Source organism: Paenibacillus sp. FSL R5-0486 (assembly GCF_037975155.1).
GTDB lineage: Bacteria > Bacillota > Bacilli > Paenibacillales > Paenibacillaceae > Paenibacillus > Paenibacillus amylolyticus.
This window is the reverse complement of the sequence record NZ_CP150237.1, coordinates 2,598,550-2,623,719: the sequence shown is the minus strand read 5'-3', so window position 1 is coordinate 2,623,719 and position 25,170 is coordinate 2,598,550. Positions and strand designations below refer to the sequence as shown.

At 45.9% G+C, this 25,170-nt stretch carries 24 protein-coding genes; all 24 read right to left on the bottom strand.

From position 1 onward, the window contains the following. Positions 1–141: 141 nt before the first annotated feature. Positions 142–699, bottom strand: a complete 558-nt coding sequence (locus tag MKY01_RS11850; protein WP_036609245.1) for an isochorismatase family cysteine hydrolase — start codon at positions 697–699, stop codon at positions 142–144. 67 nt (positions 700–766) lie between these two features. Continuing rightward, on the bottom strand, positions 767–1,570 hold the full coding sequence (locus tag MKY01_RS11845; protein WP_036609248.1) for an NUDIX domain-containing protein: 804 nt from the start codon (positions 1,568–1,570) through the stop codon (positions 767–769). 78 nt (positions 1,571–1,648) lie between these two features. Further along, a complete protein-coding gene (locus MKY01_RS11840) occupies positions 1,649–2,053 on the bottom strand; it encodes a PaaI family thioesterase (RefSeq protein WP_036609249.1) in 405 nt (134 codons plus the stop codon). Positions 2,054–2,262: 209 nt separating this feature from the next. Next, positions 2,263–2,712: a YlbF family regulator gene (locus tag MKY01_RS11835; RefSeq protein WP_036609251.1), complete on the bottom strand. Its 450-nt coding sequence runs from the start codon at positions 2,710–2,712 to the stop codon at positions 2,263–2,265. A gap of 266 nt (positions 2,713–2,978) precedes the next feature. Then, entirely contained in the window at positions 2,979–4,535 is a 1,557-nt protein-coding gene (miaB, locus tag MKY01_RS11830) for a tRNA (N6-isopentenyl adenosine(37)-C2)-methylthiotransferase MiaB (RefSeq protein ID WP_036609253.1), read from the bottom strand. 312 nt (positions 4,536–4,847) lie between these two features. After that, complete coding sequence (locus MKY01_RS11825; protein ID WP_017689107.1) at positions 4,848–5,420, bottom strand: phosphate propanoyltransferase; 573 nt, start codon at positions 5,418–5,420, stop codon at positions 4,848–4,850. A gap of 193 nt (positions 5,421–5,613) precedes the next feature. Next, positions 5,614–6,615 carry a dipeptidase gene (locus MKY01_RS11820; RefSeq protein WP_339286446.1) on the bottom strand — a complete coding sequence of 334 codons (1,002 nt, stop codon included), beginning with the start codon at positions 6,613–6,615 and terminating at the stop codon, positions 5,614–5,616. Positions 6,616–6,700: 85 nt separating this feature from the next. Further along, positions 6,701–6,961: a stage V sporulation protein S gene (locus MKY01_RS11815; protein WP_007430104.1), complete on the bottom strand. Its 261-nt coding sequence runs from the start codon at positions 6,959–6,961 to the stop codon at positions 6,701–6,703. A 117-nt stretch (positions 6,962–7,078) separates the two neighbouring features. Then, positions 7,079–7,873, bottom strand: a complete 795-nt coding sequence (locus MKY01_RS11810) for a TIGR00282 family metallophosphoesterase (protein ID WP_036609256.1) — start codon at positions 7,871–7,873, stop codon at positions 7,079–7,081. A 154-nt stretch (positions 7,874–8,027) separates the two neighbouring features. Then, positions 8,028–9,569, bottom strand: a complete 1,542-nt coding sequence (rny, locus tag MKY01_RS11805; RefSeq protein ID WP_036670418.1) for a ribonuclease Y — start codon at positions 9,567–9,569, stop codon at positions 8,028–8,030. Between the two features lie 310 nt (positions 9,570–9,879). Beyond that, positions 9,880–10,617 (bottom strand): regulatory protein RecX, encoded by a 738-nt coding sequence (locus MKY01_RS11800; protein ID WP_074094594.1) that lies wholly within the window; start codon positions 10,615–10,617, stop codon positions 9,880–9,882. A 282-nt stretch (positions 10,618–10,899) separates the two neighbouring features. After that, complete coding sequence (gene recA / locus MKY01_RS11795; RefSeq protein ID WP_036609261.1) at positions 10,900–11,964, bottom strand: recombinase RecA; 1,065 nt, start codon at positions 11,962–11,964, stop codon at positions 10,900–10,902. A 243-nt stretch (positions 11,965–12,207) separates the two neighbouring features. Beyond that, entirely contained in the window at positions 12,208–13,464 is a 1,257-nt protein-coding gene (locus MKY01_RS11790; RefSeq protein ID WP_036670416.1) for a competence/damage-inducible protein A, read from the bottom strand. A 107-nt stretch (positions 13,465–13,571) separates the two neighbouring features. Then, a complete protein-coding gene (gene pgsA / locus MKY01_RS11785) occupies positions 13,572–14,159 on the bottom strand; it encodes a CDP-diacylglycerol--glycerol-3-phosphate 3-phosphatidyltransferase (protein WP_017689114.1) in 588 nt (195 codons plus the stop codon). A 319-nt stretch (positions 14,160–14,478) separates the two neighbouring features. Then, on the bottom strand, positions 14,479–14,970 hold the full coding sequence (locus MKY01_RS11780; RefSeq protein WP_047842512.1) for a YajQ family cyclic di-GMP-binding protein: 492 nt from the start codon (positions 14,968–14,970) through the stop codon (positions 14,479–14,481). 155 nt (positions 14,971–15,125) lie between these two features. Next, a complete protein-coding gene (locus MKY01_RS11775) occupies positions 15,126–15,290 on the bottom strand; it encodes a hypothetical protein (protein ID WP_167350848.1) in 165 nt (54 codons plus the stop codon). A gap of 73 nt (positions 15,291–15,363) precedes the next feature. Further along, a complete protein-coding gene (locus MKY01_RS11770; RefSeq protein WP_339286445.1) occupies positions 15,364–16,422 on the bottom strand; it encodes a RodZ domain-containing protein in 1,059 nt (352 codons plus the stop codon). Between the two features lie 66 nt (positions 16,423–16,488). Further along, a complete protein-coding gene (locus MKY01_RS11765; protein ID WP_036609270.1) occupies positions 16,489–17,256 on the bottom strand; it encodes a DUF3388 domain-containing protein in 768 nt (255 codons plus the stop codon). Between the two features lie 197 nt (positions 17,257–17,453). Beyond that, entirely contained in the window at positions 17,454–17,717 is a 264-nt protein-coding gene (locus MKY01_RS11760) for a DUF3243 domain-containing protein (RefSeq protein ID WP_017689119.1), read from the bottom strand. 164 nt (positions 17,718–17,881) lie between these two features. Next, positions 17,882–18,652: a 3-oxoacyl-ACP reductase FabG gene (fabG, locus tag MKY01_RS11755; protein WP_339286444.1), complete on the bottom strand. Its 771-nt coding sequence runs from the start codon at positions 18,650–18,652 to the stop codon at positions 17,882–17,884. A 1-nt stretch (position 18,653) separates the two neighbouring features. After that, entirely contained in the window at positions 18,654–19,934 is a 1,281-nt protein-coding gene (locus tag MKY01_RS11750) for a pitrilysin family protein (protein ID WP_339286443.1), read from the bottom strand. A 3-nt stretch (positions 19,935–19,937) separates the two neighbouring features. After that, entirely contained in the window at positions 19,938–21,218 is a 1,281-nt protein-coding gene (locus MKY01_RS11745) for a pitrilysin family protein (protein ID WP_339286442.1), read from the bottom strand. A 126-nt stretch (positions 21,219–21,344) separates the two neighbouring features. Then, a complete protein-coding gene (gene sleB, locus MKY01_RS11740; RefSeq protein WP_036670407.1) occupies positions 21,345–22,172 on the bottom strand; it encodes a spore cortex-lytic enzyme in 828 nt (275 codons plus the stop codon). Between the two features lie 195 nt (positions 22,173–22,367). Beyond that, entirely contained in the window at positions 22,368–25,106 is a 2,739-nt protein-coding gene (locus MKY01_RS11735) for a DNA translocase FtsK (RefSeq protein ID WP_339286441.1), read from the bottom strand. Positions 25,107–25,170 lie beyond the last annotated feature (64 nt).

Here is a 25,170-nt window from a genome sequence, read left to right as displayed (position 1 = left end):
GTTAACATATGGAGACTCATTCTTCATGATTCTGTTCATCCGTATTAAACAAACAAGTCTCCCGTAAAAAACTCTATACACCATTCACCACATTCATCCGGTTCCTAACATGGAGTCAACCAAACATGACTATGGAGTAAATTAAGCCAAGACTGTCTCGCTCGCCTTAACCACCGAAGCACCAAGGCTGGAACGAAAATGTCCAAGTGCCCACTCATGCCCTGCCGGATTGAAGCTGGCAACGGCATCTTCGTATACCGTAATATGAAAACCTTTATTGTAAGCGTCCACTGCGGTATGCAATATGCAAATATCCGTGCATACCCCAATCAGTGCAATATCCGTAATACCACGTGCACGCAGTCTGAGTTCCAGATCGGTCCCACAGAATGCACTATATCTCGTCTTATCCATCCACTGTATATCTGTTTTCCGTTCTTCCATCACTTGGGCAAGACGACCATATAACTGTCTTCCCTCCGTATTTCTGATGTTATGAGGTGGGAAAAGTACAGTCTCCGGGTGATACGGATCATTCTCTTCGTGCAGATCCACAGCCATGATTACCTCATGTTTGTTCTTACAATAGGCCTCGGTTACAGCTGCAATCGTCTCTTCGATCTCTACTGCTGGCTGACCTACAGGCAAAGAACCTGTCACAAAATCCTTCGTAAAATCAATGACAATCAGTGCTTTCATCGTCAACACTCCCTTAGCCCAGAAATGGTTGATCCTGATTCAATCAGATTGACACATCTACACCTTATTACGTGTAGATGGACAGGCGTGGTACGAGTTCTGTAAAACGATATAACTGCGCCGGACGCTGCGAGTACTGGTTGGAACTCACCAGGTTCCCCTCTTCATCTCTTACTTCTTCCACAATGCCTTTACGGCTGCGGGTTGACGTAATCTTGCGAATGAAGTTTGGTTCTTCAAAATCCGGTACAACACTTTGAATAACCTGATATAATTCACTTAATGTAAAATCACGTGGCAGGAACTGACGAGCAATCGTCGTTTCCAGCATCTGCTGTTGAATACGTCGATAAGCATCTTCAATGATTGTTCTGTGATCAAAGGCCAGTTCCAGTTCTTGCAGCGCCTCCTGAATCGTGAACAACCCAACATCCTCAGCATCATCTGCCGCTTGGCGTTGATCCAGCATCCATTCTTCTACAAGCGCGAAAAATGCGTGTGAGATAATCCAGCCCCTCGGGTCACGACCCGGCTGACTGTATACATTCAAGTATTCCAGATGTCCACCGTCTACACCTGTCTCTTCCATCAACTCACGCTTAGCTGCACCGTAGATGGATTCATTCTCCTGACAAAATCCACCGGGTAATGCCCATCTGCCTGCAAAAGGCCAGCCTTTGCGCTTGATCAGCATCACTTTCAGTTCCCGAATGGGAAGTGTCTTCGTCACCGTCTTGCGCTCCCGCTTGGTTAAGGTGAACATAACGATATCCGCAGGAACACCATCGGGGGTACGATATTTTTGGGAACTATAAGCACGTGCTGCTTGTTCGTCGCTCTCTGCATTGAAGTGTTCGTAGTTTTCGCTCATGGGCACCACCGACTATTTTCATTTTGATAATTTCATTATGACATAATAATATCTTTTGTCAACCGCAGGATTCATGCGTTACGTTCTCGGGCGTGCTATGCGGAATGTCGCCGTAGCCATACATCCCAACGTGCCCGATGCATCACGAACCTCCGATTGAGTCGTAACACTGCGTCCTGCTTGATGCAGTACCGTAGCTGTCACCGTTAATTCCCCTTGTTTCATTGGTGCAAGAAAATGTACGTTCAGATTTGTTGTCACACAACCGTCTACTTCCATTGCTGCTGTTGCAACCATACCCATCGCCTGGTCCATCAGTGAAGTCAATACACCCCCATGAATAATCCCCATGGAGTTGGTATGATGTTCGCCTGCTGTCAACGCAATCTGTACTTCTTTTCCGTCTCCTTTAATATAACGACAGCCGAGAAATCCCCAGAATCGTCCGTCTCCGTCTTCCACCATTTTGTCCAAAATACTCATTATTCATTTCTCCTTTATTCACTGTACGTATCAAGCTCTCTTGATGTCATGTGCCTTTATCATTAAAAATCAGCCGCGCCACACAAAATAACCCCACAGCGTGGAGCTTTGCTTGGAATTATATTCCGAGTACTTGGCGATAGCCACTCCACATTAACGGTTATGTAATGTCAAAAAAGGCGCGGACAGCGTCCGCACCCTTCCGTCATTTAACCGCAACTGGTCGGAGGTGAATCCGTTCCAGCCTCCACGTTTACTTTTTCAGAAACCGTATCCCGGATTACAGAGATCACTAGTTGAAGCAAGTAGTTGATGTCGCTCTGGCTCTGCTGGAATTCCGTAACCAATGGAATACTGTCCAGTTCGCTTTGCAGATCTTCAATTTCCTGTTCAATTTTGCTGACCATCTCCACATTTTTGAAGCTTTCAAAAGCAACAATCTCTTTTTGTTTTTTCTTGATCGTTGCAATCAACTGCTGGATGCGCTCATGATCCCGAATTTTGGTTTCAGCCTGTTGAAACTGTCTAACTTCCTCACTCGTTCCGAGCATATCAGCCAATTCTTTGGCTTTTCCCATAATGTCGTCGCGTATGACCAGATTGCGCGTATCGTAGGTTGGCATTCCATAATGGTTGTACTGCACTTCTTCCTGCGCCACTGAAATCGCTCCATTCTATGAGATGATATAAGATGAAAACTCAATGTTGCATTAAGCTCAGTCGACTGCTGAGTGACCGCTGCGGTGTCGGATCGTTCTTTTGATCGCTGTTGTCTCCGAATTTTTTCGATTAAGATTGTTCAAGGTTAAAATTCGGAGACAAAGGCGAACGCTTCGCTTCTACAGAATCGATTCCGTCACCTTCGCTACGCTCGGCGTAACCCCGCTAAGTGCAAAAAATCATTCATCTTATTTGTGTGTGTGTATTACTGATTGGCAGCTACCGGCTCGGAGAGCAGGTTGCCCCTAATATAAAAAGTCATCGGATCGGTGATTTCCACTTGTACGAAAGTACCGATCAAATCTTTAGGTCCTTCAAAATGCACCAGCTTGTTGCTGCGTGTACGTCCTGCTAGAACTTCGGAATTCCGTTTGCTCTCGCCTTCAACGAGCACTTCAACGATTTTGCCGCGTTGCTCTTCATTGCTTCGGTGGCTGTATTCGTTGATCGTTTCGTTCAAGCGCTTCAAACGTTCCTTCTTCACTTCCATCGGTACGTTGTCTTCCATCACTGCAGCCGGTGTACCTTCACGCGGGGAATAAATAAAGGTATAGGCAAAATCATACCCTACTTCACGGACAAGGGAAAGTGTATCTTCAAACTGTTCTTCCGTTTCCCCCGGAAAACCAACAATAATATCCGTTGTTAACACAACATCCGGGATGGCCTTTTTAATTTTGTCAGCCAGCTTCAGATAGTGTTCCCGGTTATACTTGCGGCTCATACGTTTGAGTACTTCTGAACTGCCAGATTGCACCGGAAGATGAATGTGCTCCACCAGATTTCCGCCCTTGGCCAGCACTTCAATCAAGTGGTCATCAAAGTCACGTGGGTGACTGGTTGTAAAACGTACCCGCGGAATATCAATTTGGCGAATGGCATCCATCAAGTCACCAAAACTGTAGTTCAGGTCGGTGAAGTCCTTGCCGTACGCATTCACATTTTGACCAAGCAGCGTGATCTCCTTAAAGCCTTGTCGTGCCAAATCCCTAACTTCGGCAATGACATCTTCAGGACGACGGCTGCGTTCTTTGCCCCGCGTAAACGGAACGATGCAATATGTACAGAACTTGTCGCAGCCATACATAATATTCACCCAGCCGCGCATACCCTCACGTTTCTTCGGCAGGTTCTCAATAATGTCGCCTTCCTTGGACCATACCTCAACAACCATTTCTTTGCTGAACAACGCTTCCTGGATTAGATGTGGCAGTCGATGCACGTTATGTGTACCAAAGATCATATCCACAAAGCCATGCTTCTGCATGATTCGGTTGACGACGCCTTCTTCTTGGGACATACAACCGCATACGCCAAGTAACAATCCCGGACGTTCGAGTTTTAGCGTTTTGAGGTGACCGAGCTCACCAAATACTTTATCTTCCGCATTTTCCCGTATGGCACACGTATTGAGCAGAATAATATCAGCTTCTTTGCGATTCTCTGTAGCCTGATATCCCATAGACTCAAGGAGTCCTTTGATGGTCTCCGAGTCATGCTCGTTCATCTGACATCCATACGTATATACAATATAGTGTTTACCTTTCCCTATGTTTTTCAGTTCATCGGGAACGGCATTTTCGTAAAGCACCTGGACGTCTTCCTTGCCCCGCTGTTTCTCCTGACGATGATTGGGTTCCGATTTGATGTTAATCTCACGGCCCCGGATTCTTATCTTTTTGCTGAATTCATCTTGCGAAATTACTTTGGCATCGGAAAAATCAAAATATTGGGAGTAATCCTTTTTTGAGTCTTTAGCCATTTCCTTCGGTCACTCCTTACAGCCTCTATTAATAAAAAATCGTTCATTCATCCCTGTTCCACATGAATATCTTGCTTGGAACATTAAAAGAGCATTACAGCAAATTATAGCATGAATTGGGCTGTAGTTCCACATCCAAAGCGCATCTCCCTTCGTCTAATCCGAAACATGCCATGCTCAGAAGAGCACTCAGAAAACACAAAAACCTGAGCCTTGCCGTCAGGGCTGGAATTAACCGGCCCCTGTTGGCTGTGCTCAGGTTTATATGTTATTCAGACCGTCATAATTGGGGGCTGAAGCTATTACATGTTATTAATCGATGATTTCAGCAGTGTCGCCATTACGAGCGCCAGCAGCGTTAGCTTCATCTGTATCAATATGCATGTCCAGTGCAAAAGAATCGGATACACGAGCCAGTACATTTTCCAGTACCAGACCACGATCTCCACCCAGACGAACTTTCAACATTTGTTTGTCCTCGATACCCCATTTAGCAGCATCAGAAGTATGGAAGTGAATGTGACGAGCAGCAACGATAACACCTTTATCAATCGTAACTTCGCCAGCAGGACCTTTAATTGTGATTCCTGGTGTACCTTCAATGCTTCCAGATTCACGTACAGGTGCTTTAACACCAATCGCAAATGAATCTGTCATGGAGATCTCCAGTTGCGTTTCAGGGCGAACAGGTCCAAGGATACGCACTTTATCAAACTGTCCTTTCGAACCAATTACCGCTACAGTTTCGTTAGCAGCGTATTGGCCAGGCTGGGACAGAGGTTTAAATTCAGTCAGTTCATAACCTTTGCCAAACAAAATTTCAACGTGCTCTTGGGATACATGAATGTGACGGGCAGATACGCCCACAGGTACTGTTTTACTCATTGTAAATTCACTCCTTGTTTATCTATGGCCTGTACTCAGGCTCTTAACAATCCAATGGTATTATACCCCTTTTTGGAGTGAAATGAAAACGAACTGGTGAAAATTCATGAAATACACTTATTTCACCATCATTCCCCTCCTTTATTTGGAAAACAAGTTTCAATTCAACACATTCAAAGCACACACCAGTTCACTATTTCATGGAATTCCCCTTCATCTGCATCTTCGGATTGCTCTCTGGCAAGTGTTCCCCCAGATAACTCATTGCATTCCCCCACAACCAGCCGCGCACTAAATGTTCATCATAATGCTTGAGCAGGATTTCCGTCAGTCTCGGATAATGTCCTGAATGTTCAAGTCTCTGAATATACGTTGAAATTCCATCAAAATCAGACCCCATCATCAGATGATGCTGCCCGCCGAGAGAACAGATCTCCTCAATATGAGGCAGCAGATCTTCTATACGTACCTCACCCTCCTGCTTGACAAACCAGGGTACAAACGTCAGTCCAATCCGCCCTTCCCGGGCAATGATAGCCTGAATCTGATCATCTTTCAGATTACGCACATGGGGACATACGCTGTAGCTGTTGGAGTGGGAGGCGATAAAAGGACGTTTACTCAAGTCAGCCAGTTCCCAGAAACCTTTCTCTGTCAGATGTGACACGTCGAGCAGCATTCCGATTTCATTACACTGGCGCACCAGTTCCTTCCCCTTCTCGGTCAGACCTGCTCCACGTTTCTCCATGACTCCGTCAGCCGCCCAATTGGCATAATTCCACGTTAGTCCAATAATTCGAACGCCCATCTGATAACATAACTCCAGATAGAACAGGTTGCCCTCCAGGCCATCCACACCCTCCAGTGTGATTAATCCCCACAGACCCTCTGTTTGCCCCACCTGAGCCACCTGTTCACGCCATAACAACGTCTGTGTGCCGCCAGGCCGCTCCTGACTTCTCTCCACACGTCTACGATAAATCTCCAACTGCCCCATCACATGTTCAAACTTGCCTCTGCCAAGTACTTCGGGTAAATAGATCGCGAACGCCTGCAACCCTACATTCCCCTCTTTCAAACGTTGCAAGTTCACATCCAGTTGTGGAGCATCTTGGAATGAAAGAGCAGGCTGCATCAAAATTTTGCTCAGTGCATCACAGTGAAAATCAGCTACACGCCAATCAGATATGGACATCTTAAACCCTCCTCAATATGTGATTGCAAAAAAACGCAAAAAAACCTGTCTACATCGTAAACAGGTTCAATGCATACTGCATGTATTATCTGGGCTCCACAATCAGCTTAATGGCCGTTCGGTCCTCGCCGTCGATCACAATGTCTGTAAAAGCTGGAATACAAATCAGGTCAACTCCGCTTGGTGCTACAAATCCCCGGGCTATCGCTACCGCTTTAATGGCTTGGTTCAGTGCTCCCGCTCCAATTGCCTGCAGTTCAGCATTTCCACGTTCACGAAGAACCCCTGCAAGAGCGCCGGCTACAGAATTAGGATTGGACTTTGCTGAAACTTTTAATACATCCATGGTAAGTACCTCCCTGGGAATGTTGAAAGTTTGTTTCCACTTACTAGATGTTATTCGCGGGAGGCAAAAAAATTCCTTCTTTTTAGACGGGTTTCCCTGCAAATTGGGACAATACCCCTATTCCATGCGCCACTCGTCCTCCGTCAGACGAATTTTTTCGATGCGTGTTGCCGCACCTGTGGCTTCATCAATTTCAACAAAAACACCGTGGAAGTGCCATTTGCCATCATCTACAACGAAACGTACAGGTAGCTGGGTGTAGAACTTACGTAGCACGGCCTCACGCTCCATACCCAATATGCCGTCACGAGGTCCTACCATGCCCGCATCCGTCAAGTAAGCTGTTCCTCCAGGCAAAATCCGATCATCATTACTCTGTACATGCGTATGTGTACCTACAACAAGAGACGCACGTCCATCCAGATGCCATCCCATGGCAATCTTTTCTGACGTCGCTTCAGCATGCATATCGACCAAAATACATTTATGGTCTTGGCGCAGCTCATCTACAATTTCATCAGCTACACGGAATGGACAATCCAGAGCAGGCAGGAACGTTCTTCCTTGAAGATTGACAATCGCTAGCTCTTTCCCTTCGCCTTTGACAACCGTGTACCCTCGTCCTGGTGTGCCTGGTGGAAAGTTCGCTGGACGAATCATGCGGGGCTCATCATCTATAAAATCAAAAATATCCTTATTGTCCCAAGTATGATTACCAAGTGTAATACCATGTACACCCCAGTTGAAAAACTCATTTGCGATTGCACCGGTAATGCCACGACCTGCTGCCGCATTTTCACCATTCACAATCACCACATGTGGCTTATACTTTGATTTCAGGTACGGTAAATTTTCCTTTAATGCCTTACGTCCCACGTTACCTACAATGTCACCAATAAACAAAACTTTCATTGATTACTGCCTCCTCAATTCCTGCAAAGTCCTCTTACTTCAAATGTTGAACCTTTGCAGGACTCTATCTCATGCTCCATAATGTGTAGTTGCCTTTTAACAGGCTATCAACAGGAAAAGTGGCCCACTACTGCGGCCACTTTTCCGTAATGCTCTATTTTGCGTATTCAACCGCACGGGTTTCCCGGATGACGGTGACTTTGATGTGACCCGGATAGTCGAGTTCATTCTCAATCATCTTCGTGATGTCACGGGCTAAGCGGAAGGCTTCAGCATCATCGATCTTCTCAGGCTGTACCATAACGCGAACTTCGCGTCCGGCCTGAATGGCATACGATTTCTCGACACCTTCGAAGGACTCTGAGATTTCTTCCAGCTTCTCCAGTCGTTTGATATACGTTTCCAGCGTTTCGCGGCGTGCGCCTGGTCTTGCTGCGGAGAGCGCATCTGCTGCGCCAACCAACATGGCAATGACCGAAGTCGCTTCGCAATCTCCGTGATGGGACGCGATACTGTTGATTACAACCGGATGTTCTTTGTATTTCTTCGCCAGTTCCACGCCAATTTCGACGTGTGATCCTTCCACTTCGTGATCCAGCGCTTTACCGATGTCATGCAATAGACCTGCACGTCTTGCCAGAGTTACGTCTTCTCCCAGTTCGCCAGCCATCAGTCCAGCCAGATAAGCGACTTCCATTGAATGTTTCAAGACGTTCTGACCGTAACTTGTACGGAACTTCAACCGGCCCAAAATTTTGATCAGATCCGGATGCAGACCATGCACGCCCACTTCAAAGGTAGCTTGCTCACCGTATTCACGGATGCGCTCATCCACTTCTTTGCGGGATTTCTCAACCATCTCTTCAATCCGTGCCGGGTGAATACGTCCATCAGCCACCAGTTTCTCCAGGGCAGTACGGGCGATTTCACGGCGAATCGGGTCAAAGCCCGACAGAATAACAGCTTCTGGCGTATCATCGATAATGAGGTCAATCCCTGTAAGGGTTTCAAGCGCACGGATGTTACGTCCTTCACGACCGATAATCCGGCCTTTCATTTCTTCATTTGGCAGGGTAACAACAGATACCGTTGTTTCCGCTACGTGGTCAGCCGCACAACGTTGGATGGCGAGTGTAATAATCTCGCGGGACTTTTTGTCCGCTTCTTCCTTCGCTTGTTGTTCAATGTCCTTGATCATTTGAGCCGTCTCATGACGAACTTCCTGTTCTACGTTGGACAGTATGATACTGCGTGCGTCTTCCATGGTGAGGTTGGATATACGTTCCAACTCTGTCACCTGGTTTTTGTAAATCATTTCGATCTGTTGCTGAGTCTCATCAATTCGTTTCTCTTTGTTAGCCACTTGCTCTTCTTTACGTTCGAGTGATTCCAATTTTTTATCCAGCGACTCTTCTTTTTGCAACAATCGTCTTTCTTGTCGTTGAATTTCATTCCGACGTTCACGAGTGTCTTTTTCAGCTTCAGCGCGAATGCGATGGATTTCATCCTTCGCCTCCAGCACCGTTTCTTTCTTCAGTGCTTCTGCCTCTTTCTTCGCGTTCTCCACGATTTGTACGGCAGCTTGTTCCGCACTAGAGATTTTAGCCTCTGCAAGAGATTTGCGAATAAAATATCCTACTCCGAACCCAATGAATAGCGCGGCTGCAACGAGAGCGATCGTGATTGCAATTTCCATACTGTTCACCTCCTCGTTGGTTCCTCCAAGGCATTCCTTGGGTCAATTTGCAGTTTTCAAACCTTACATATGTTTGGGAATAACGAATACTCACGGCGATCCCCCGCCGATTTTCATTTCACATGTACATGTTTCCACGTACTATTCACTGTTTCCAGCGAACCCATAATTAAGAATGGTATAAATCTTAAGAAACCGAAACCGCTTTTTTGGAAGGAAAAAGGGTTGTCCATTTCTTACAGACTCATGTCCATTTTAGTATTTGACGAAAGAAATTGTCAAGAGAATGCAGTATAGAGACTCTAGTCTGCTAATCCCATAACAACGCTTCGTCATCTTCAGGGTCCCCAGCCTCATCTTCTTCAATTAAACAATTCACGACCCGGCGCACCATATCCATTGAAAAACCACGTCTCATTAGGAAGGGAAGCGTTTTATTTTTCTTCTCTTTGACGTCCCCTTTGACCTGATTCCATTTTTTGCGTCCGGCACTCAAGGCAGTCTCAAATTCCGCATCTGTACTGATCCCTTCTAGTGCCTCAACAATGAGATCATTGGCAATGCCCTTTTGACGCAGCTCTTGCCTTATCCACAGTTTTCCCTTCCGCTTGCCCTCCATACGCTGTCTTGTCCATTCCTTCGCAAATAGATCGTCATCCACCAGGTTCTCCCGCTCAAGCCGATCCAGCGCCTCTTCAATCAAAGGTGCAGCAAACTCCTTCTGACGAAGTTTCTGACTTAATTCATGGCGCGTACGTGGCTTATGCTCCAAAAAACGCAGAGACTGTGCATACGTCCGCTGTCGCTCATCAGCTAGAATGATATCTTCCAGATCCTTCTTCATAAACGTATTACCTTGAGTCATCCTGTATTTAATCATCACATCTTCAAGAACCGTAATGGAGTGGATGCCAAAAGTGATTCGATAACGAGCTTGCCTGCTCTTCGTTCGTTCTACACGTGTAATAATAAGTTCTTCGTTGTCCGGAAATTGGGATAGGCCGTCCTGTTCTGCTTCTTCATATAAATCCTCGTCATGTTGATCCATTCTGGTCTCCCCTTTCATAACATTTTCATTCTGACTACGCCAAGCACATCTTCACATAAGACAAAGAACACCAATAATACAAAAGACCGGGAACTCTGCCCGGCCTTTACTCCGCAGTTAGCGTGCTAACAGCCCCTGTCCATTGGGACAGGGGCTGTTAGACAGCACGAGTACTCCCACTACAATCCATTATCCAGATTGATCCAAGCTCAATCAGATAAGTTTACGGAGTCCAGTGGGGAACACCCTCAGGGTCCTCCCTACAAGGGAGGTTTTGAGAGATTACTCGTTGATTTCAAACAATTCTTGTTCTTCTGCTGCTTCTTTTTGTTGCTCTTCACTCGTTGGCGCAGGAACTGCAGTAACCAAGTTACTGGCTACACGAATTTTTTGTTCAATGATGTCAGCAATATCTTTATGCTCTTTCATGAACTGCTTTGCGTTCTCACGACCTTGTCCTAAACGCTCGCCTTCGTAGGAGTACCAAGCACCACTTTTATTAACGATGTCCAGCTCTGTACCAATGTCAATGATACTGCCTTCTCTCGAAATACCCTCGCCATACATGATATCCACTTCCGCTTGTTTAAACGGAGGTGCCACTTTGTTTTTCACAACTTTAATACGAGTACGGTTACCAATCATGTCATTGCCTGATTTGATACTCTCAATACGACGCACATCCAGACGTACTGTGGAATAAAACTTCAGAGCACGACCACCAGGTGTTGTTTCCGGGTTACCAAACATAACGCCGACTTTCTCACGAAGCTGGTTAATGAAGATTGCGATTGTTTTGGATTTGCTGATTGCACCAGACAGTTTACGCAGCGCCTGAGACATCAAACGCGCTTGCAAACCAACGTGTGAATCGCCCATTTCGCCTTCAATCTCTGCTTTTGGAACCAATGCGGCTACAGAGTCAATAACGACGATATCTACTGCACCACTGCGTACAAGAGCTTCTGCAATTTCCAGCCCTTGCTCACCCGTATCTGGCTGAGACAGAAGCAATTCATCAATATTAACACCAAGTTTGCTTGCGTACTGTGGGTCAAGAGCATGCTCGGCATCGATAAATGCAGCTTGTCCACCCGCTCTTTGTACTTCAGCGATAGCATGCAATGCTACGGTTGTTTTACCAGAGGATTCAGGTCCATATATTTCAACAATACGGCCTTTAGGCAAGCCGCCTGTTCCTAATGCAATATCCAAAGCCAAGGAACCACTGGGAATAATTTCCACATTCATATGAGTGGACTCACCCAGTTTCATGATGGATCCTTTACCAAATTGCTTCTCTATTTGACGGAGCGCCATATCAAGCGCGGCACGACGGTCTGACAATAAGCTCACACCCTTTACTGTTTATAAGATAATGATACCTTGTTTTAACACGTTTGCCAAGCTTTTTTTCGAACATACATTCGTTTTTTTTGTAAAGGCCGAGGCGCCTCTTCCTCAAGGAAACTTTCCATTAAACAGAAAAAAGAACCGTAAACAAGGCTGTAAAGCCTAATTCTACGGTTCTTCCGTCTTCCTTAATTATACTTGCTTGGAACTGTAAATGCAATCGAAGCTATTAACTAATCAATCCATCGCCACAAGTTTTTGCCATAAGCGATATAGAATTGCTTTGGCTGAACGAATGCGAACCGTCTCGCGATTACCATTAATACGCAGCTCATGAATTTCCGTCTCTTTTCCACGTTCTGCAAGAGCGATGAAGACAAGTCCGGGTGGCTTGCGTTCCGAATATCCCGGTCCAGCTACACCAGTAACAGCCAAGCCAAAATCAGCATCGCCAATCATGCGGATCTGCTCAGCAAGCACTTTTGCAACCTCAGGACTTACCGCCCCAGGTGCATCTTCACCCTCCAGATAATCATGAGGCACATTCAGCAGCTTTTCTTTAATTTCATTGGAGTAACAAACAATACCACCTTTGAGCATTGATGCACTTCCGGGTACAGAGGTCAGACTCTGCATGACAAGCCCTCCTGTACAGCTCTCAGCAGCGCTGAGCGTCAGCCCCATGTCAGACATCATGGTTACAATCGTGTACTCTATAGGCACATCCTCGTTCGCGTAGAGATGTTCTGTCAAACGTTCCCGAATCTGAACCTCCATCGCATCCAGCTTCAGCTTCGCCTCTCCCTCACTCGCAGCCTTTGTGGAGACACGTACCGTAACTTCGCCTTCGCTCGCGTAAGGAGCAATCGTAGGGTCTGTCTGCGCGTCAATCAGATCCAGAAGTCGATCTTCCAGAGCAGATTCACCAATACCTGCAAATTTGAGCATTCGGGAATAGATCGGCATCTCTTCTGTGAGTACATGCTGGAACAGCCAAGGTTTGACTTCCTGTTCAAACATTGGAATCAACTCTTTAGGTGGTCCAGGCATCACAACATAATATTTGTCATTGTCAGAAATCGCATTTCCTGCCGCAAGGCCCGTTTCATTGGCCAGAGGTGTTCCGCCATCAATAACGATCGCCTGACGTCGGTTATTCTCTGTCATATCCACATTACGATCTCTGAAAAAGCTCTCAATTTTGTCCATTGCCATTCGATCTGTATGCAGTTTCCGGTTAAGAACAGCTGCGAGCGCATCCTTGGTCAGATCATCTTGTGTAGGTCCGATGCCACCGGAAAATAAAATAACGTCTGCACGGCTCTGCGCAATACGAATAGCTTCACTAAGTCGGTTCAGGTTATCCCCAACCACCGTTTGGAAATATACATCGATCCCCATCGCAGCCAATTCACGGGATAGGTATCTGGCATTGGTATTGACGATTTGTCCAAGCAGTAGCTCTGTGCCAACTGCAATGATTTCTGCCTTCATTGAGCATCCTCCTGTACACGTGGTGAGTGATCAAAGGGCAATAGGATAATTTCCTATTGCCCCTGACCCAATGCTTCCTTCATGATTACCCATTTAAGAACAAACCATTATGCTTTTGTTAAATGAAGCAGGTTTTTGTTTTTGATAAAGTAATCGATACCCGACCAGATGGTAATAAGCGCTGCTGCCCATACCGCGATAATATCAACGTGAATACCCGTGTATGAAAACGGGAAATTGTTCAACAGCAACAGCACAATCGCCACAATCTGCACTACAGTCTTCAGCTTGCCCCAAGCGCTGGCGGCAACAACCGAACCATCCAGCAATGCAATTTGACGCAAGCCGGTAACTGCAAATTCACGACTAATAATGACAACTGCAATCCAGGAATCCAGCTTGCCCATCTCCACAAGCGAGATCAAAACTGCAGTAACCAGCAACTTGTCTGCGAGTGGATCGAGCAGTTTCCCCAGATTGGTAACCATGTTATTTTTCCGCGCAAGGTATCCGTCAATTCCATCTGTGCTTGCGGCGATGATAAAAATAACAGCAGCAATCAGTTGATTATACGGAAGCGACAAGCTTCCAAGCTGCAACGGCTCTGGATAAAATGGAAAATCCACGAGCAGGAACACCATCAAAAAAGGGATTAAGCAAATTCGTGCAAGCGTAATCCGGTTGGGTAAATTCACAAGACGCCCTCCCTCATATCCTCCATTACTCCAAACAATCATCATAATCCCGTTATCATCATCCGGAACATGAAATGTACAGTTTCAATGTCAATCCATAATAACATGATCCCACTATGTAGAAACGCAAAAAATAAAGTCAACCGCTCAAAAGCAAAACGCTTTAAACGTTCCGGTGACTTCCAGAAGATGTACTGCTTTTCACAAAGTCAGCAAACGATGAGGACTGGACTTGATGCTTGACTGCCAGCAATGCACACTTAGTATAATATACGCCCAATACCGTGTCAAAAAACACTTTTGCTACAAAAAGGCCTTATTACTTGAAATTTGTATATTGCAAATCCAGAGGCAGGTTAGCACCATTTAGCAACTGCATGACAGCTTGCAAATCATTTTTACTCTTACCAGTTACCCGAAGTTGATCTCCCTGAATCTGACTCTTCACCTTCATCTTGGAATCCCGAATCAGGATATTGATTTTCTTGGCGATGTCCTGATCAATCCCCTGTTTAAAATTCAAACGCTGGCGGACTGTACCAGAAGACGCTGGCTCTACCTTTGCGTAATCAATGTTTTTCAATGGTAGACCACGCTTCGCCATTTTGGATTGAAGCACGTCAATGACAGCCTTGAGTTTGGTTTCATCATCAGATACGATCGTTAACGCATCCTTATCCAGTTTCAGGCTGCTCTTGCTGCCCTTGAAGTCATAACGAGCGCCAATTTCTTTCTCGGTTTGTGTAACGGCATTTGTCAGTTCTTGCAAGTCCATTTTGGACACGATATCAAATGAATTTTCTGAGCTCAAACCAGTCACCCTTTCAGTTAATCGTATGTTCTGTAACATTATAGAGGATACCTTAAGCAAAAGTCTAATTTCAAGCTGTTTTACACAAAGAAAAAAGCATTTTTGGCTTCCACTTCAAGTGGCTGCCAAAAATGCTCGCTGGTCCAGCTTCCAACCTAATAGCGGCTGCGGTTGGGCTGTCTGAACATATCGAGCACACCCAAAAGTACATGTGCAAGTCCAAAACCCAATATTCCGTAACCCCAAGCACTTGGAGTCAGGTAATAACCCAGGAGGCTGACAATGATCCCTAAACCTGTTACGATCCAGCTGACTGTCACAGCCATCCACCTCACTTCACCAAAAGTTAACTGCAAGTTAAGACACGATTATTGTCTCCTGCAGTTGACCCGGTTATTCGCTACCCGTGGTACCTCCTGTACCGTCCGTTGATCCATTTTCGACACCTGTGGAAGTAGTACTACTACTGTCTTCACCAAGCTTCAAACGGATCCGATTGGTCGCCTTGCCATCCGTTACAACTTGCCCGCCAACTTCAATCGTGGTCGCTGCAGCGTAACCGGACTTAATATACATGCCTGTACTATCTAACTCAAAGGTATAGCTGTCACCTTCGGCAGTGTTACCATACTCCAACTTCTCTCCACTGGAGTTTTCGCCTTTATACACTTCCAGCCAGCTATGACCTGTTGCTTTGATCGTAACCGTTACAGGTTGCCCTGCACTACCGTTAACTTTAAAGTTCGTAATATTCCCTGATTTCCCATCTTCTGCAACAGTCACATTAGACGGTGAATTGTCAGTTGGTTTTTCCTCAGTTTCATCCGTCTGTCCGTCCGTTTGGCCATCAGTTTGGCCATCAGTTTGACCGTCCGTCTGTCCTTCCGTGTCTGTACCGCCACCGTTACCGCCAGCGTCTCCCTCACCAGTACCGTCAGTACCTGAGTCTGTCGCAGGCGGATTAGATGCCTGTCCGTTGTCGGCAGGTTGATCCGGTTTGTCCTCAGGCTGTTGTTGACTGTCTGTAATTTTGACCTGATCAAGACCCGGATTATCTGATTCATCACCATTGTTATACACCACGTATACATACAACAATACTACGATCAAAACAGGGAATGTCCACATCAACGCGACAGACATCCACCGATTACTACGCTCAACCGGACGGCTGGAACGCTTCTGAATAACCGGTTCCATCGTTGCTTCCGTCTCTTCTTCGGGTACGTCTTTTTTGTGTCCCTCCAGCAGCTCATCAGGGTTCAGTCCCACGGTCTCCGCATAGGTTTTGATGAAAGCACGCACATAGAAGCTACCCGGCAGCACTTTATAGTCTCCTGCTTCTATGGCCTCCAGATACCTCTTGCGAATTTTTGTCATTTCCTGTACATCGTCAAGACTCATCCCTTTTTGCAGCCGGGCCTCCCTTAACTGCTGACCCAGTTCAGACATGCCATCTCCTCCTTATGTTTATCTCTTGAGTTGTTGCTAATCTATTCCATGATTCCGTACGGTTCCTTACAATTCATCGGTGTAGCTAGCCGTAAACGTATCATAAATAATCTCTTCATTGGGAATGTTACGCAATTCAATAATAATATCAAAATCATTAAAATCATATTCGGATTCCTGTACAAAAATATCCGGATGTTCAATAACTTTGGTGCTAGGCATGGACATAATATCCTGCAACAGGTTGTAATGCCGCTCACTGGAACGAATCGTACTTACAATTCCGTCAATGATGAAGACATTGTTTGGGTTCAATTCGTCTTCGGACATTTGACTCCTTATCGTCTGACGAAGAAGTGTGGAGGAAACAAACGTCCATCGCTTCATTGCACATACGCTGCCCGCAATAATAGACTCCGTTTTGCCAACACGAGGCATTCCGCGCAAACCGATGACCTGATTGCCTTCCCTCTTAAATACTTCACCCAAAAAGTCCACAAGTAACCCAAGTTCATCTCGTGTGAAACGAAATGTCTTGCGATCATCCGAGTCACGGTCAATGTATCTGCCATGACGTACGGCCAAAATATCCACCAATTTAGGCTGCCGCAAAGCCGATACGGTGATGCTGTTTACTTTGCCAAGCATTTCACCAAGCAAACGGATTTTTTCATCATCATCCGATTCAAGCAACATGCCTCGAGTTTTGCCTTCAACACCGTTAATGGTCAATATATTCACTTCAAGCATCCCCAGCATAGAGGCAATATCGCCTAACAAACCGGGTCTGTTCTTATGTATTTTATATTCCATGTACCATTGTTTAGATTCCATTTCAACACCCCGTAATGCATTATTCCCCATTATTCGACAGCAACAGAACATATCCACTGGACAACAATCTGAGACATCTTCTAAAAATGGGTCACGTTAATGATATATAAAATGAAAATGAATTACAAGAACAGCTCTGTAATCCGTTTGTAATCATTAGAGAAAAGCCCCCTTGCGGGAGCTCTTCATCTGTAATCTTATGCGTTTTGTTTGGCCAATTTGACCATCAGGCACGCAATCGTACGACGCTCATCAGCATCGCCGACATCCCATAACTCTTTCAATGCCCGGTTGGAATGGTTCGCCGGATCGACTTTCTCATCAAGGAAGTCGCCGATTTCATACGCAAGTTTGTTGATGGTTTCTTCACTCATCCCCATCTTCTCTGCTTGCAGTACGCGGTCACCCAGGAACTTCTTCCATGTGTCAAAACTGGAGAGCACTGTTTTTTCTGTTGACATGATAAATCCTCCTTAGATGACGCATGAGATTTAAAATCAACAGTTGTAATATGTGCTTTCGAGGCATTTTATATACGAGCATTTTGAAAATAATCCGGAAGACGACTGCTTCTCAGCAACCTTCACCTGGTTCGTTCACAGCCAGTCAAGTTTTCTTGCTTTTTTTACGTTAACCAACCGCCATTTGGACTGATGATCTGCCCATTGATATAACCCGATTCAGGGAGGGCCAAAAAATAAACCAATGATGAGATTTCATCAGGTTGAGCAAGTCTTCCTGCCGGAATTTCCTCTTCCAGCATCTTCAGTTCACTCTGATCCAGATGGTTCAGCATGGATGTTTGGACGGCACCAGGAGCAACGGCATTTACGGTTACTCCGGAAGGTGCGAGTTCTTTCGCAAGCGCTTTGGTGAATGCATTCACCCCACCTTTGGTTGTAGAATACAGCACCTCACAAGAAGCACCAGACAGTCCCCAGATCGACGATACATTAATGATCCGTCCGTACCTTTGGGAGATCATGTGAGGCATCATTTCCTGTGTACACATAAACGTGCCTTTGAGGTTAATCGCCATCACTTCATCCCAGATCTCCTCTGTAACATCAGCCAACATCCCATAGTGCGAGATTCCTGCGTTGTTCACAAGGATATCTGGCATGAGATTGTGCGACTCCAGCTTCTCACGCATACGCTCAATCTGTTCCCGGCTGCGAAGATCCGCAGACACGGTCATGATTTTTCCGTTGCCTTGTTCCATGCACCGTCTGGCGGCTTCATTCGCTGCTTCATGCGATTTCATATAGTGTATAACAACATTCATCCCCACTCTGGCAAAGCGTTCTGCGATAGCCGCTCCGATGCCACCGCTTGCGCCAGTTACCAGTACAGTCATTTCCCCGATTGCCTTCAATTGTCCCGTTCCCCTCTCCATATCAAGGACTCACGACTAGCGATACAGCCAGATGATCCCACCGAATATGCTCTCTCAGTCTGAGATTTACATCTTCCAGTGTAATCGATTCATAGAGCGGCAGCATATTGAAAAAATCACCGCCACGGAATTGCTGACGTGTAAATTCATGCGCAATGTTCTCCGGAGAATTGAGCATACGCAAATATCCGCCTATTTTCTTTTTGCGTGCACGTTCAAAATCCGTGGAATCGAACCCTTTTTCTACAATGGCATCCACTTCTTCACGTATACGCGCGAGCAGTTGATCCGGGTCTTTTGTATCACCACCAATGGCTGAAAAAGCATATTGCGGCGAACTGTTATACTCATGTCCAAAGCTGTCCGAGATCAGATCTTCATCGTAGAGCTTCTGAAATAATCGTGTGCTTGAGCCAAATAAAAGGTCCATCATCAGCTGCGTTGTCATATCTCGCCGTAACAATTGTTCCCCGGTAAGTCCAACCTCCGTCTCCTTGAATCCAAACAGACATTTGGGCAGTGAAACAGCCAGTTTCGCTTCCCGTCTGGCTTCTCCTACCTGCTCAGGCTCCGGTTCGAAGAAACGTTGAATGCTCCCCTGTGGCTTATAATCCTTCTGCTCCTGGTTCGATCGAACCATATCAATGACTTCTTGTGGATCTACACCACCCACCACAAACAAGAGCATATTACTCGGGTGATAGAAGGTGTTATAACACTCATACAACATCTCTTTGGTAATCGTACGGATGGATTCCACCGTTCCTGCAATATCGATATGCACCGGATGTTTTTGATACATGGCTTCGATCAATCCAAAATAAACACGCCAGTCCGGATTATCAGCATACATGTCAATTTCCTGTCCAATAATGCCTTTTTCCTTTTCCACATTTTGATCCGTGAAGTAAGGATTTTGCACAAAGTCGACTAATGTTTGTATATTTTCATTCACATATTCGGTCGCTGAAAACAAATAAACCGTCTGATCAAAGCTCGTAAATGCGTTAGCTGAAGCACCATGAGACGCAAATGTTGCAAAAATATCACCTGTTGGTTCTTCAAACATTTTATGCTCCAGGAAATGAGCAATCCCATCCGGGACCTTCACTGCTTCCTGCCCTTCAACCTGAAAATGATTATCCACCGATCCATACTTGGTTGCAAACGTAGCATACGTTTTCTGGAATCCCGGTTTAGGCAAAATATACACATGCAGTCCGTTATCCATTACTTCGTAATATAGTGTCTCCTGCAAATGCTCATACCGAATGCTCTCCACCGATTATTCCTCCTTCTCGTCCCGCAAGAAATAAATCGTATCCAGACGGAATTGTTCTGCCGCCTCACGTACATCTTCCTTGCTAATATGTTCTACCTGAGCCAACAGTTCTTCAGCCGTTCTTTCTTTGCCAGACAACTGTCGATTGAAGTCATAAGCGATCATCTCAAAAGCAGAATCCTGCATTTCCTTAAGCAAGTTACGGATCATTGCTTTGGTCTGAGACATTTCCAGATCACTGATTGAGCCGCTTTTCATTTCTTCCAGTTGTTGCTTGATGATGGTGACGGCCTTCTCATAATTAGGGATTTCAATCCCGGATTGAATCGTCGCAATGCCTTTATGTCCGTCATATCTTGAAGATGCGTAATACGCCAGGCTTTCTTTTTCACGAACATTGACAAACAGTTTGGAATGAGGATAACCACCGAGAATCCCGTTGTACATTAGTGCTGCGGCATACTGAGGATCTCCATAAGTGATAGATGTACGGAGTCCCATATTGAGTTTTCCCTGACTCACATTCAGTCGCTCAACAACGGTCTCCACTTCCTTATCTCCTCGAACCGCTGCCTGTGTCTTGTAATCAGAGGAGGACGTTCGATCTACATTGAAATAACGCTGAACAAGGTTCTCGACCTCCTCCAGTGTCGTATCCCCTACCACGTACAGATCCATACTCGCCTGCTGCAGCCACTCCTGATAAGACGCAGTCAGTGTGTCGGGCTCAATCCCAGGCAGATCCTTTCGCTCACCCAATGGATGAAGACGGTATGGCTCGTTCTTGCACATTTCCTCGATACTGCGTTCAGCCGCATAGCGCATTTTATCATTCACGATGGACTCCAGCTTTTTCCGAACAGTCTCTCGCTCTGCTTGTACATAAGACGTCCTGAAATGTCCATTCTCCTGTGCAGGTCGTGTAAGAACCTCTCCTAGGAAGGCAAATGAACGATCCAGCAACTGCTCATCCCCTCCAACAAAGGAATCATTAATGGTATCCATTCGGAACTGTACAATCTGGTAATCCCCGCGTTTATAAACGTCAAAACCAAAACCTGCTCCATACAGATGCTCCAGTTGCTCACGAAATTGCGTTGTTTCCGGATAGGACTCCGTGCCGCGTCGCAGAACAAAAGGTGTCAGCGCTACTTTGGTTACTGTATCTTCCCGTAAGGGAACTCCTGCATATAACGATATAGCAAACGTTTTAAAACGTTTAGTCGGAAGCACATGTATACGAAACTCTCTCTTGCTACCTCGTTCGAATCCTGATGTATTCAAATGTCAAAACCCCTTTACGGCGTCATTTATCATGCAATCGTATTAAGCTAAACGTAACAACCATTTTAACCCATTCAAAAGGCAAGAAGCAACCGAAGTCACGCCTTCTGGTTGCTTCCAACATCATCACATACAAAAGATATGCTGTCCGATTGTTTTCACTTGTGGGCGGGTCCAGATCCATTTGGATGTTGCTGTCTTCGGGTTAAAATAATAGAGACATCCACCGGACGGATCCCATCCATTCAAGGCCTGCTCAACTGCCTTTTTGGCTTGTGCGTTTGGTTCCAAATAGATCTGTCCGTCCGCTACAGCCGTAAATGCACCTGGCTGAAAGATCACGCCAGAAGGCGTATTTGGAAAGCTTGGTGATTTCACGCGATTCATAATTACTGCTGCTACTGCGACTTGACCTTCAAACGGTTCACCCCGGGCTTCACCATATACAGCGTTAGCCATAATCTTGAGTTCATTCTCTGAGAGACCAAGGGCATTGGCAGATCCCATATTGTCTTGCTCTTTATCTGCCGTATTGTTGCTACCTCCACCTCCACCTGAGGATTCCTTGTGTAGCGGCGGCTCTGTTGGCGACCATTTGGTTGACGCATTGTACAATTTCAGTTTGGTTTCAGCTCCAACGACACCATCGGCTTTCATACCAAATTCGGATTGAAACCATTTGACGGATTTCAGCGTGCTGTTGCCAAAATTGCTATCGATTTTACCATTGTAAAATCCCAAATACTTGAGGCGGCCTTGAAGCTCATACACATCCTGACCGTAACTTCCATATTTCACAGCGTTGCTGCTGAAAGTAGGCAAGGCTTTCTCTTCAACTTGTGATGTGCTTTGATTCGAACTTTCGGTTGCTGCATTCTCAGGAAGCAAATAACGGATTCCCAATGCGGACATCAGCAAAATAGCAGTGAAAAGCCATATGTTCATTTTTCGCATCGACTGTGCTCTACCTTTCTCTTGTGGGATTAACAGAATCGCTAAGGTTATTATGACAAGCCTGCTTGCTTCCTATGCACCAAATCATCCGATCATTGGACATCATGGTAAAACTTCAGTCAAATTGTATGAAAAAAGCCCCCAACCATTAAGGTTGAGGGCTCGAATCGCCTGAATATTCATGTGCATTACAAGCTACGAGCTTATTTTGTTTTGTTGGTACTCTTCAAGCGAGACCAACACTTCCCGTGGTTTGCTACCCTCGTAAGGACCAATCACGCCCCGGGATTCCATGGAGTCAATCAAACGTGCGGCACGGGTGTATCCTACTCGCATTCGACGTTGTAGCAGAGAAACAGACGCTTGCTTGGCCTCCAGAATAATCTGTACTGCCTTTTCGTATAACTCGTCCTGTACTTCATCTTCAGCCTGGATAGAGTCGTCCACCTCAGGTACAAGGGACTCATCATACTGTGCTTCACCTTGACCACGTACATAATTCACAATATTTTCCACTTCTTCATCACTCATAAAAGCACCTTGTACACGAACCGGTTTCGATGCGCCCATTGGCATGAATAACATGTCTCCGCGACCCAACAGTTTCTCGGCCCCACCCATATCCAGAATGGTTCGAGAATCCACCTGTGAGGATACACCGAAGGCGATACGAGAAGGTATGTTGGCTTTGATTACGCCAGTAATAACATCCACAGAAGGCCGCTGTGTAGCAATAATCAGATGGATACCGGCTGCACGAGCCATCTGGGCAAGCCGCGCAATCGCATCTTCAACATCTCCGGCTGCAACCATCATGAGATCTGCAAGCTCATCCACAATGACAACAATATAAGGCAGAACAGCCGCAGGATTATCTTTCATCAGATTATTGTAACCTTCAACGTTACGAGTGCCTGATTTGGAGAACAGTTCATATCGTTTCTCCATCTCAACCACAATCTTTTTGAGAGCAAGTGACGCTCTCTTAGGATCAGTTACTACCGGTGCCAGCAAATGGGGAATCCCGTTATATACGTTCAACTCAACCATCTTGGGATCGACCATCAGGAACTTCACTTCATCCGGCTTGGCTTTGTACAATATGCTGGTAATAATTCCGTTAATACACACCGACTTACCGGAACCTGTAGCACCCGCAACCAGCAAATGGGGCATACGAGCCAAGTTACCAATAATCGTCTGTCCCGAGATATCTCGGCCAAATGCAATGGTCACTTTGGATTCTGCCTCCTGGAACGTTGCTGTCTCCATTACTTCACGCATCGTTACAACCGATACTTCACCATTAGGTACTTCGATACCAATAGCAGACTTTCCGGGAATCGGTGCTTCCATCCGAATATCTTTTGCCGCCAGAGCCAACGCGATATCATCAGTTAGGCTGACAATTCTGCTGACCTTGACACCAATGTCAGGTTGAATTTCATATCTTGTAACGGCAGGACCACGAACCACTTCAAGTACTTTGGCACGAACACCGAAGCTTTCCAGTGTGGCTTCCAGCTTACGTGCTGTTTGCATATAATCCTTCTGGTCACCCGCCTTGCCCCCATTGTTTGGCTTGGCAAGTAGACGGAATGATGGCAGCTTGTACGGCTTAGGAGGTGGCGGTGGTGGTTTCACCGGTTGTGTGTCCTGCCCTTCAGGAGTTGGAGTATCTGTTCCCTGCATTGCATCATTAGGTACTTCTTCTCCACTCTGAATCTCATCCACAGCATTCATCCCGTTTGTACCCGCATCGGATGCAGACCACTCTGTCTCTACCAGTTCATCCGTTATTTTAATGGTATGCTCGCCCTGTTGTACTACGTTTGGATCGGCCAGATTATCCGGGAAAGGATAAGCATCGTCCAGATCATCTTCAATGCTTGCCTCTTCTGTTCTGACATGCTCAAAAAAGTCTCGAATGATCGGCGCTGAGTTAGGTTTAGTCTGAACAGGAACACGTGATGAAGCTGATTTGTTAGTTACGTCTTCGGTTGCATCCTGCCACGCCTCTAGATTGTGATCTTGTTCGGCGCGGTACACAATCTGTTCTGTTTCTGCCGAATCGACCTCATCCATTTCACGTCCTGATGTCGCCTGTTCCCGTTTAGCTCCCCATTTTCCGAAAAGTTGGAAGAATATGGGCGAGTTTCGTTTTGGCAGATGCTGTTCCTCTAATTCATCCTCATACTCGTCTTCGTCATCTTCAACAGGAACAGGGACCACTTTACGAGCGTTACCTTTTTTCCTTCCATCAGACGCTGAAGCAGAACGTACAGAGGGCCTCGACTCCAGCTTCTTGTACATCGAACTCCCGGCATCCCAAATCTTTGTACGGAATATTCGTATCAAATCCACATAAGATAGACTCGTAATCAGCATAAAACTGATGATAAACATGACAATCATGATGAGTCTCGCCCCAAGACTGCCGAACAGCCACAGGAAAAGAGCAAATTGCCCAGCTCCGAGATAACCACCGCTGATGTCCTTGTTAAGCATGGAGTCCCTCTCGCCTGGCGTAGCAGGGGTTAGCAACTCGGTTTGCATATCATTATGTACCTGTGTAATCACAGCTCCAGGCTCAAGCGCACCTACCGGAATGAGCTTCTGGTGCATTGCAGAGACGGTGCTCATCAGGGTTAAAGCAAAGACCAGCAATACCAGTCCTGTTTTGCGTGTGGTCCAGCCACTCGGCCATTTCCGGTGAATCATCACCATGAGACCATAATAAATACCAACAAGTGGAATCGCAAAATAAAACTTACCAAGCATCAGTCCGAACATCTTGGAAAGCGAACGTCCAACGGTGGCTTCACCCGATAATGCTATGACAGCAAGGGTAATAAGCACAATCCCGTAAATTTCATATTTTAAAACGCCGCTAAAACCAGCGCCCTTTTTTTTCCTCTTTTTTCTTCTGGCCAAAATCAGGTCACCCCCAGAAGAATATTATACCATACAAATATAATCCGTACATATGTTCTTTTTC

What these genes read in the sequence shown, in the direction of transcription:
- MKY01_RS11850 (WP_036609245.1), bottom strand. Translation starts at nt 699, where the DNA reads ATGAAAGCACTGATTGTCATTGATTTTACGAAGGATTTTGTGACAGGT.
- MKY01_RS11845 (WP_036609248.1), bottom strand. Translation starts at nt 1,570, where the DNA reads ATGAGCGAAAACTACGAACACTTCAATGCAGAGAGCGACGAACAAGCA.
- MKY01_RS11840 (WP_036609249.1), bottom strand. Translation starts at nt 2,053, where the DNA reads ATGAGTATTTTGGACAAAATGGTGGAAGACGGAGACGGACGATTCTGG.
- miaB (WP_036609253.1), bottom strand. Translation starts at nt 4,535, where the DNA reads ATGGCTAAAGACTCAAAAAAGGATTACTCCCAATATTTTGATTTTTCC.
- MKY01_RS11825 (WP_017689107.1), bottom strand. Translation starts at nt 5,420, where the DNA reads ATGAGTAAAACAGTACCTGTGGGCGTATCTGCCCGTCACATTCATGTA.
- MKY01_RS11820 (WP_339286446.1), bottom strand. Translation starts at nt 6,615, where the DNA reads ATGTCCATATCTGATTGGCGTGTAGCTGATTTTCACTGTGATGCACTG.
- MKY01_RS11815 (WP_007430104.1), bottom strand. Translation starts at nt 6,961, where the DNA reads ATGGATGTATTAAAAGTTTCAGCAAAGTCCAATCCTAATTCTGTAGCC.
- MKY01_RS11810 (WP_036609256.1), bottom strand. Translation starts at nt 7,873, where the DNA reads ATGAAAGTTTTGTTTATTGGTGACATTGTAGGTAACGTGGGACGTAAG.
- rny (WP_036670418.1), bottom strand. Translation starts at nt 9,569, where the DNA reads ATGGAAATTGCAATCACGATCGCTCTCGTTGCAGCCGCGCTATTCATT.
- MKY01_RS11800 (WP_074094594.1), bottom strand. Translation starts at nt 10,617, where the DNA reads ATGGATCAACATGACGAGGATTTATATGAAGAAGCAGAACAGGACGGC.
- MKY01_RS11790 (WP_036670416.1), bottom strand. Translation starts at nt 13,464, where the DNA reads ATGAAGGCAGAAATCATTGCAGTTGGCACAGAGCTACTGCTTGGACAA.
- MKY01_RS11770 (WP_339286445.1), bottom strand. Translation starts at nt 16,422, where the DNA reads ATGTCTGAACTGGGTCAGCAGTTAAGGGAGGCCCGGCTGCAAAAAGGG.
- MKY01_RS11765 (WP_036609270.1), bottom strand. Translation starts at nt 17,256, where the DNA reads ATGGAATCTAAACAATGGTACATGGAATATAAAATACATAAGAACAGA.
- MKY01_RS11760 (WP_017689119.1), bottom strand. Translation starts at nt 17,717, where the DNA reads ATGTCAACAGAAAAAACAGTGCTCTCCAGTTTTGACACATGGAAGAAG.
- fabG (WP_339286444.1), bottom strand. Translation starts at nt 18,652, where the DNA reads ATGGAGAGGGGAACGGGACAATTGAAGGCAATCGGGGAAATGACTGTA.
- sleB (WP_036670407.1), bottom strand. Translation starts at nt 22,172, where the DNA reads ATGCGAAAAATGAACATATGGCTTTTCACTGCTATTTTGCTGATGTCC.